Origin of the sequence: Carnobacterium sp. 1290_CSPC (genome assembly GCF_001053265.1) — a bacterium.
Taxonomy (GTDB): domain Bacteria; phylum Bacillota; class Bacilli; order Lactobacillales; family Aerococcaceae; genus Aerococcus; species Aerococcus urinaeequi.
The window spans coordinates 1-8,093 of sequence record NZ_JVVG01000074.1 but is presented as its reverse complement, the minus strand read 5'-3'; the positions used below and the strand labels follow the sequence as shown (position 1 = coordinate 8,093).

The window sequence follows — 8,093 nt, the reverse complement described above, 5'->3', positions numbered from 1 at the left end:
AGTCGCCCCTTGAGAAAACCGTGTAATTCATTACATGGATGAATCAAGTTCTAGGGCGACTTTAAATAAAGGTGATCAATAAACTATTAAAGGTTTGAATTCCCAATTTACGTTCGATTTGTTTAACGGTGAATTAGTAACTTAACCTTCTTTCTATTCGTTAAATAACGTTTAATTTAAAGATTTAAGTACTTTGCGTAAAAATAAAGCTTGATATAACAGGGGGGTTGCCATTTGCATGACCAATAGAATGGCAGTTTGAAACCAGTAAAATGGCAATTTGAAACCAGTAAATTTTAGATTTTGGTTTCAAACAGGATTTGAAACCAGTAATTTTAAATTATTTGCTTTAAACTTTATTTAAAACAAATAAAATAGCAATTTGAAACAAGTATTTTTAAATTATTTGCTTTAAACTTTATTTAAAACAAATAAAATTGCAATTTAAAACATGTTTTTTTAAAATAGTTGCTTTAAAAATTTCCAATCATTATATCGTTATAAGTACCAACTTTTGTCGTTATAACTATGCTAAAATATCAAACCTCCACCCCTTATAACGACAACACCCACAATCAGTCGTTATAAGTGCCAACTTTTGTCGTTGCTAGCTGCCATTTTAGGTGTTCCTAAAACCCCTTTGACATTGATATACTAACCTCAATTTTTACGCAAATTACTTAACCTTTAAATCTATATAATATTAATTTATATAGACAACTTATTTAAATTATGTCTGTATGTCTTAATGAATTATAGAAATCAACAATTAAAGTGATGATCTTAAGACGGAGTATAACGGAGAACCGTTGAACTTCTATGTGACTTCTATGAACTCATTGAAGTTAGCTTCAGGTGAAACAATTGAAGTAACAAGTGAAGAGATTATCGCAGCACAAGCAGAGAATGGTACGTTAAAATTAAGCGGCGAACAAGTAAGTGAGCGTGCAGAAGATGCATACTCAAACACCGCAAACGAAGATACTAACGGAGAACCTTCGACAGGAACCAACCTAGCACCTACTGGTTCAATTGTAGTTAATTGGGTTGAAGTACCCATTAGCTTAGATATGCTAGTGACTAGATTAAATCCTTCAGCGGATAATGTAACGGCAACGTATCGTGATGTAACAATCGGTTCAACCTTAGCTAAAATTTATGATGTAACGTTTGGTGCGATTGACCGTTCAGCAATCATGACGAACAAAGAGAATGCGGTAGCACAGTTGGAAGCTGCTAAAGAATCTATGGAAGAATATCATGAACGATTGAATGATGACCCTAACATAAGTGATGACGATGCGAAGAAAATTATTGAAGCAGACAACATCGCTTTAAACTCAATCGGTGACGGTGAAACAAATAAGCAAATTGAAAAGCTATTAAGTGAAACAAGCATTTCCAATTCAGACTCAAGTGGTACAGTTGAAGAAACAAAACCAATTGAAGAGATGACTGCTGAAGAACGTGAAGCCGCATTGCTTGCTGAAGTCAACGAAGAGTCACTAGGTATTACGCAAGATACTTCAACAGTCGTTGCTTTAGAAAGTTTACGTGCATCAATCATCGACTTGAATTATCAAATTGCATTGTATGATGTAGAGTTAGATTATATTGACGAAGTTTTAATCAAACAAGATAGCATTGGCCGTGAAGCTGTTAGATATAATTTGTTAAGTCCATTCGATATTTAATTTAAAAGGAGCGTATAATCATGGCAAGAAAAATAGAACCATTACAAAAACGTTGGGCAAGTTTAGCAACTACTTTAAAGGATAGTAAGAACGATTTAGATTTCGGTAAGATCGATTTTCAGCTAACTGCTTCAGAACAAGAACCATTAAACGAGTTAGCAACGTCAATTAAAGAGATGGCAAAAGAGATGCGAGAGATTGCTAATCAACTTGATAAAGAGTTTGACCACTACGTTAATTCTAAACGTAACGATGCGATTGATTCTGCGATGTCAGATAGCGAAGTACGTGAGTTAGTTTTAGCAATGGCTTTAGAAAAAGGTCTAGTGAAAACGTTAGATCTTTCTTCAGAAGTTGAAGTGGAGAACGAAGAACCAGTCGCAAATAATTCAGAACAACGTCAGGCAATTTAATCAGTAAAGAGAAATTCATATAATGTTTTTGATACCAGATGGTCGATGACTGTCTGGTATTTTTTTGTTTGTTGTCGTGAAGGGTAGGGTGGGATGATAGCAAGTTCAAGCGGATGTTATCGTGACACCATGCCAATTTTTCTTGTACCTCATCTAGTTCATTACCTTCGGTTACGCCAAAATTATTTCTAGCGACTCGTCAAAAAAATGCCTTCTGGATTTTAAAATGATAGGCTAAGCTTCATCATTTTTTTCGTCCTCAATCTTAAAAGGGTTAGGCTAGGTTTCGTCGAAAAATTTTCTTTTTATATCAGAAGCTTAGCCAAAGATTTGTAAAAAAAATTTTGTATTCATACCAAAAGCTTAGCCAAGGTTTTGAAAAAAAATCTTGCATTCACTCCAAAAAGGTAGCTAAGGCTTCATCAAAAAACTTTTGATTAATCCAAAAAAGGTCAGCAAGCCTTCACCATTATTTTTGTTCTCAATCCAAAAGAAGGGGGCAAGGTTTCTTGTTCTCAATCCGAAAAGTCGATCAAGGCTTCGTCATTTTTATTTGTTCTCAATCGAAAAAAGGTGGTAGAGGATTCTTCTATTCAATCCAAAGGGTAGGCTAGCCTTTAACCAAATTTCTTCAAAAAATTTTCAAAGGCATGGCTAGGCTTTTTCAAAAATCTACCTAACCAAAGTATAAGCCCTAAAGGAAAAAGGCACTTTTTCACAAACTTTTTGTTGTTACAAGTCGCTCCAAAAGCCTATGAAATCAAGGTTTAACCTGTAACAAGAACTTGCAAAAAGTGGTTCATTGGTGTAACAACTTGTAACAAGCTTGTTACAAGTTTATAAGTCCCAAAAAGCAAGTGAAAATAAGGGTTTTACACACTTCCGTTTTAACTGTTGTTACAAGCTTGATACAACTTGTAACAAGAAAATGATAAAAATGCACCATTTTCCCTTATGCTCTTCCACCACTTTTCACCATTCACAAAGTATGCCTAGCTTACCTAGTAAAGCCTAGCAAGGTCAAACGGGTAAAAAGGCATCTTGATATAGGGGATCCTTCAAAGGTCATGGGCGGAAATTAAAGGGACAAATCGAAAAGGGAGGCAAGAGATTGAGCAGAAAAAGGAAGGTTAGGTAGCCAGCCCTTAAGACTTTGAATGGGTTAGATTTTAAAAAGGGTAGTAGGTTGCTGGATAATTTTTGAATAGGTTGGTCTTGAGTAAGGGGAGATAGAAAGTAAAACAAGGGGAAGGGTTAGGGGGTAGCGAGTGGATGTTTTTTTGCTGACATTGCATGGAACAGACGAGGCCTATAGTCAGCTCTTCCAGCCGCTCTTGAAGTGGCAGCTTCCACTCAAGTGGTATGTTGCCAGTCTCTTTCTTGTGCTTTTGCTGGCATTTCCCTCTATCCGTCAAGACGGGGGCCTAGCCCAAGCATTGAGCTCTCGACCAATAGGGAGCTCAATGCTTTCCTTTGCCACCTACGTCGTTGCGGCTATCCCGGTGGAAGTGGCCTGGCGGGGGTTCGCGCTCCCGCACCTGCAGAAGCGCTATAGCGCCTTTGCCGCGAGCATGATCATCGGTGTCCTCTGGGCAGTCTGGCATGCTCCGCTCCCGTTTAATTTGGACAATGTCATGTCCACGTATCCGCTGCTGCCTTGGTTTGTCGACGTGATGATTGACTCAGTCATTTATGTTTGGCTCTACAATTCCACAAAGGGGAGCGTCTTTCTCTTGGTTCTTTACCATGCCTTGTCTAATACTTTGGGAGGTTTCGCGGGCTGGTCCACTGCTACTGCGAGCATCGTAATCGCCGCCCTCCTGCTCCTTATCTACAAACCGGCCACCATCTCGGCGAATGGCCGAAAGTATAGCCTTACGGATTAGAAAAACTACTATAAAAGTAATAACTTGATATTCCTCAATTTTTTTTCCTCCTTTTTTTCTTATGATAGAACCATCAATCGATGATTAAAAAAAGAAGGAGAAATTGAATATGAGAAAGAACATAATGATGACAACAGGAGCCGTCTTGGCAGCCACAGGGGCACTGTTCCTAAATCCCATGACGGCCAGCGCCCACTGCGATACGATGGACGGACCAGTGATTGGCGATGCGCAAAAAGCGCTCGCGGAGGAAAACTCTAGCTACATCGCGAAATGGGTATTGCCTGAACGGGAAGAAGACATTGAGGGTATCTTTGCTCAGGTGATGGAAGTGAGAGATGATAGCCCTGAGGCTCAGAAATTAGCCGATCAGTATCTCTTCGAGAATCTGGTCCGTATCCATCGGGAAGGGGAAGGGGCCCCCTACACAGGCGTGAAACCGGAAGGAACCCCCATGGAGGAGGCAATTGTTGCCGCTGATAGGAGCATCGCCACTGGCACCCTCTCTCCTCTTGAAGAGCTTGTCGAACCTGAACTGATGCCGCAATTGGAGGAAGCCTTTGAGGACGTTCTCGCTACTAAGGATTTTGATACAAGCAATGTCGACGCAGGCCGAGAGTATGTCATGAATTATGTGACGTTCACCCATCTGGCGGAAGGGGAGGAGCATGAGGAAGCGGACCTGCACCCTACTGCCCAAACGGACGATTTGCATGAAGTGGAAAATGTGAAAGTCGCGGGGGAACATATTGAGCCAGAAACAGAGGAACCCAAAGCAAGTTGGCTGCCTTGGGGATTAGCCGGAACCTTCTTCGTCACTACCATTGCTGGGTTCCTCAAGAGAAGAGTGTAAGAATTTGAAAGGTAAGCCATCTATTAGAAGAAGAAGCCAGCAGGCAGGATTTTTCCTGCTTTTGTCCGGCCTCCTTTACTTCCTGATTACCCGCTTCCTGTTTTTCTTTATCTCCGTTCCCACACCGTCCATGTATCCTGCCATTCAGCCGGGAGACCGTATTCTTACCACCCGCCTCTATGATACGGGGGAAATTACCCGGGGTGATATCTTGGTTTTTCAATCTGAAGAACTAGATGAGGTGCTCGTGAAAAGGGTCATCGGTCTGCCTGGAGATGGGATTGTCATCAAGGAAACAGGGGAAGTCTTTGTCAACGGGGAAAGGTTGGCAGAGGAATATGTGGAGTACCCGGACTCCTTAGCAGGGCAATATCTAGTACCCGAAGACAGTTACTATTTTCTTGGAGACTTCCGTGTTCATTCCTTTGACAGCAGGAAATGGAATCAACCCTATATTCCAGAAGAGGCTATCTTAGGGGAGGCCCAATGGGTGGTGACTCCACTCTCCCGTTTCGGACAGGTAGACGAGGGTATTTAAAGCTAGTAAAAAAAGAAAGGACTTTTTCAAGCGTCGGTGAAAATCGTACTTGGGGATAGTCCTTTTTCTGTTGTCCAGCGTAGGAGAGGAAACTGGTGGAAAGGCTACTCCATTGTGCCAGTTTTTCGTTTTTTTTTCTCGCAAAACGGATTGAATGCAAAATAGGTTTCAACTCCTTTCGCTCTCCCTATCCTGCCAAACTGGGCTAATAGCCCGGCTATTGTGCCGCTTTTTCGGTTGTGAGACAGATAAGAAAAAGTCTTTTTCTTAATGACGGTCACTTTTCCAGATAAATCGGCAGTCTATACTGGAGTCACCACTATGCCTTGGAAAGGTATATCCACTCAGATCAAGGGGTTCATTATACCTACCCTGTTTTCCAGGAAAAAGTTCTTTATCGTCTCCATCCCTCTCACTTGGATTCTTTTTAGATAAATCAAATGAAACGGATGAATTACATTAAAATCGCTTAAAGGTATCTTTTTCAATATTCCTTTGTTGAGTTCCTCTTCAACAGCCATCTGATAAATAAAACTGATTCCTAAATCTTTTTCGACCAATTTTTTAGTTGCACCAATGCTCCCAATCGTCATAACTTTCGAAAAGCTGTCTAAGTGGATTCCTTTACTTTTTATAGCTGTCTCGAAAATCAGGCGTGATCCCGATCCTTCTTCACGGACTAGAAGAGGTGTAGAAAATAAGTCGTTAATGCTCTGTTCTTGTTTCCATAAAGAACTTTTTTCTGAACAGACAGCGATAAACGGTTCTTCAGCGATTTTCTGGAATTCAAATACAGATTGATTGAATTCTCCTTCTACAACCGCAAAATCAATTTTCCCATGTTCCATCAATTCGATCAAATGTTGGGTATTGTCTGTTACCATCGAGATATCGTGCACTGGATATTGGTTCAAATACGACTCAATTAGTCCAGGCATCATGTATTCCCCAATCGTCAAGGAAGCCCCAAATGAAAGGGTAGTGTGCTCTACAGTAGAAGTTAGTTGCTCTTCCACCTTAGCGATCTCTCTTTGGAGCAAATAAAGATCTTTTTGCAGCTGCTTTCCCTTAGCCGTTAATGATGATTGTCTCTTTTCATAATGAATCAGTTCAACCCCTAACTCCTGTTGCAAAGACTGAATATGCTGGGTGACAGCCGGTTGGGTAATGTGCAATCTTTTGGCTGTGGTCGTGTAATTCATTTCTTCTGTCAAAGTAAGGAACGTTTGGTACCGGTAATCTAACATCTAATGCCACTCCTCAATAACAATTTCTTATAAATATATAATAAATGATTATTTTATTTTATACAATCTTCGGTATACCATAATACTATAAATATTTGAAGGAGGTTTAACATGCGCGCAAAATTCAAAAGAAGCTATTCTATTTTACCCGGTCTTCTAATCAGTGTTTTGATCTCGTTAATCAGCCAATATCTATCTGCCCTTCTGCCAAATTTAGGAGCAGCACTGATCGCAATTTTTTTAGGAATTTTGTTGGGAAATACTTTTTTAAACAAGCCTTATTTTAAAAGAGGAACTAAATTTTCTGAAAAATCCCTCTTAGAATGGTCGATCGTGTTAAATGGAATAATCTTAGATTTTCAAATCATCAAGCAAGTTGGTTTTACTGGATTTATTTTTGTTATTCTTCAAATGGTTTTGACGATTTTATTCGCTTATTGGATCGGTCGAACTATGAAGTTCAATAAAAAAATGTCTTTGTTGATGGGTGCCGGCAATGCAGTCTGCGGCTCTTCTGCTATTGGTACTGTCTCTCCGATAATTGGTGCCGATAAGAAAGATAAAGCCATGTCCATCACTATAGTTAATGTAACAGGAACCATATTGATGGTCTCACTGCCTATTCTCGCTTCTGTTCTGTACCACAACGAAGTCGTTCAAACATCAGCTTTGATTGGAGGTACGATCCAATCCATAGGACAAGTCGTTGCTTCAGCTAAATTGGTGAGTATGGACGTCACTAATCTGTCTATAGTATTCAAACTTATGAGAGTACTCCTTATCATCGGAGTAGCCTTATCCTTCAGTAAACTAAACACTAAAGAGGAAGAACCGCTATTTTCTAAATCAGCAGTTGATTCCACATCTGCTGATTTGAAAAAAAATACAAACCTATTGACTATTCCCTGGTTTATTGTAGGATTTTTCATTTTATTCTTGCTTAGAAGTTTTCTACCCTTACCTTCTTTCATGATTCACAGTTCCGAAGTCATCAGTAATCAATTTGAGATTACTGCTTTAGCTGCAATTGGTCTTCAGGTCAAGTTCTCTGATATCTTGAAAGAAGGGCCTCGTACCATGTTATATGGCTTACTGATCGGCTGCTTCCAAATTATTCTAGCAATTGGTTTGATTTTTTGGCTGTTCTAGTTTAGGTAACAATAATTCAAAAGAAAGAGCAGCGACTGATATCAGCCGCTGCTCTTTCTTTTGAATTCACTTTTTTTACCACCCTATTGATGTGAAACTAAACACTCTCAGCGAATGAAATAACAGAGCTAATTAACATAATAATACAATTGTTTTTCAGGACTGATTACCTTAAAAGATCCGTCAGTACATTTGAGGGAACTGCTTTTCCTAAGTATTCTTATTTTAAAAGTATACTCAATCATTTTTAGGCGACGAATTTACAATTTAAGTGCAACAACAATAATAAAATAAAAAAAGATCCATAGTTTTC

At 39.4% G+C, this 8,093-nt stretch carries 7 protein-coding genes; 6 read left to right on the top strand and 1 reads right to left on the bottom strand.

Annotation, left to right across the window (positions count from 1 at the left end):
* Positions 1 to 830: 830 nt before the first annotated feature.
* The 5 genes from AC973_RS06835 (at position 831) to lepB (ending at position 5,384) form a co-directional block, all read left to right on the top strand.
* Positions 831 to 1,694 (top strand): hypothetical protein, encoded by an 864-nt coding sequence (locus AC973_RS06835; protein ID WP_149256370.1) that lies wholly within the window; start codon positions 831 to 833, stop codon positions 1,692 to 1,694.
* A gap of 20 nt (positions 1,695 to 1,714) precedes the next feature.
* Positions 1,715 to 2,107, top strand: coding sequence for a hypothetical protein (locus AC973_RS06830; RefSeq protein ID WP_048729024.1), 393 nt, complete (start codon positions 1,715 to 1,717; stop codon positions 2,105 to 2,107).
* Between the two features lie 1,268 nt (positions 2,108 to 3,375).
* Positions 3,376 to 3,993: a CPBP family intramembrane glutamic endopeptidase gene (locus AC973_RS06825; protein WP_048729022.1), complete on the top strand. Its 618-nt coding sequence runs from the start codon at positions 3,376 to 3,378 to the stop codon at positions 3,991 to 3,993.
* 109 nt (positions 3,994 to 4,102) lie between these two features.
* Positions 4,103 to 4,846, top strand: a complete 744-nt coding sequence (locus AC973_RS10050; RefSeq protein ID WP_225968952.1) for a DUF6448 family protein — start codon at positions 4,103 to 4,105, stop codon at positions 4,844 to 4,846.
* 4 nt (positions 4,847 to 4,850) lie between these two features.
* The gene (gene lepB / locus AC973_RS06815) at positions 4,851 to 5,384 is read left to right on the top strand and encodes a signal peptidase I (protein ID WP_225968951.1); all 534 of its coding nucleotides are present in this window, start codon (positions 4,851 to 4,853) and stop codon (positions 5,382 to 5,384) included.
* Between the two features lie 344 nt (positions 5,385 to 5,728).
* On the opposite strand, the gene AC973_RS06810 is transcribed toward lepB, so the two are convergent.
* Complete coding sequence (locus tag AC973_RS06810; protein ID WP_082148264.1) at positions 5,729 to 6,631, bottom strand: LysR family transcriptional regulator; 903 nt, start codon at positions 6,629 to 6,631, stop codon at positions 5,729 to 5,731.
* A gap of 111 nt (positions 6,632 to 6,742) precedes the next feature.
* On the opposite strand from AC973_RS06810, the gene AC973_RS06805 reads away from it, so the two are divergent.
* Positions 6,743 to 7,780, top strand: coding sequence for a YeiH family protein (locus AC973_RS06805; RefSeq protein ID WP_048729019.1), 1,038 nt, complete (start codon positions 6,743 to 6,745; stop codon positions 7,778 to 7,780).
* Positions 7,781 to 8,093 lie beyond the last annotated feature (313 nt).

Coding starts and splice junctions, on each gene's coding strand:
- AC973_RS06835 (WP_149256370.1), top strand. CDS start 831: ATGAACTCATTGAAGTTAGCTTCAGGTGAAACAATTGAAGTAACAAGT.
- AC973_RS06830 (WP_048729024.1), top strand. CDS start 1,715: ATGGCAAGAAAAATAGAACCATTACAAAAACGTTGGGCAAGTTTAGCA.
- AC973_RS10050 (WP_225968952.1), top strand. CDS start 4,103: ATGAGAAAGAACATAATGATGACAACAGGAGCCGTCTTGGCAGCCACA.
- AC973_RS06810 (WP_082148264.1), bottom strand. CDS start 6,631: ATGTTAGATTACCGGTACCAAACGTTCCTTACTTTGACAGAAGAAATG.
- AC973_RS06805 (WP_048729019.1), top strand. CDS start 6,743: ATGCGCGCAAAATTCAAAAGAAGCTATTCTATTTTACCCGGTCTTCTA.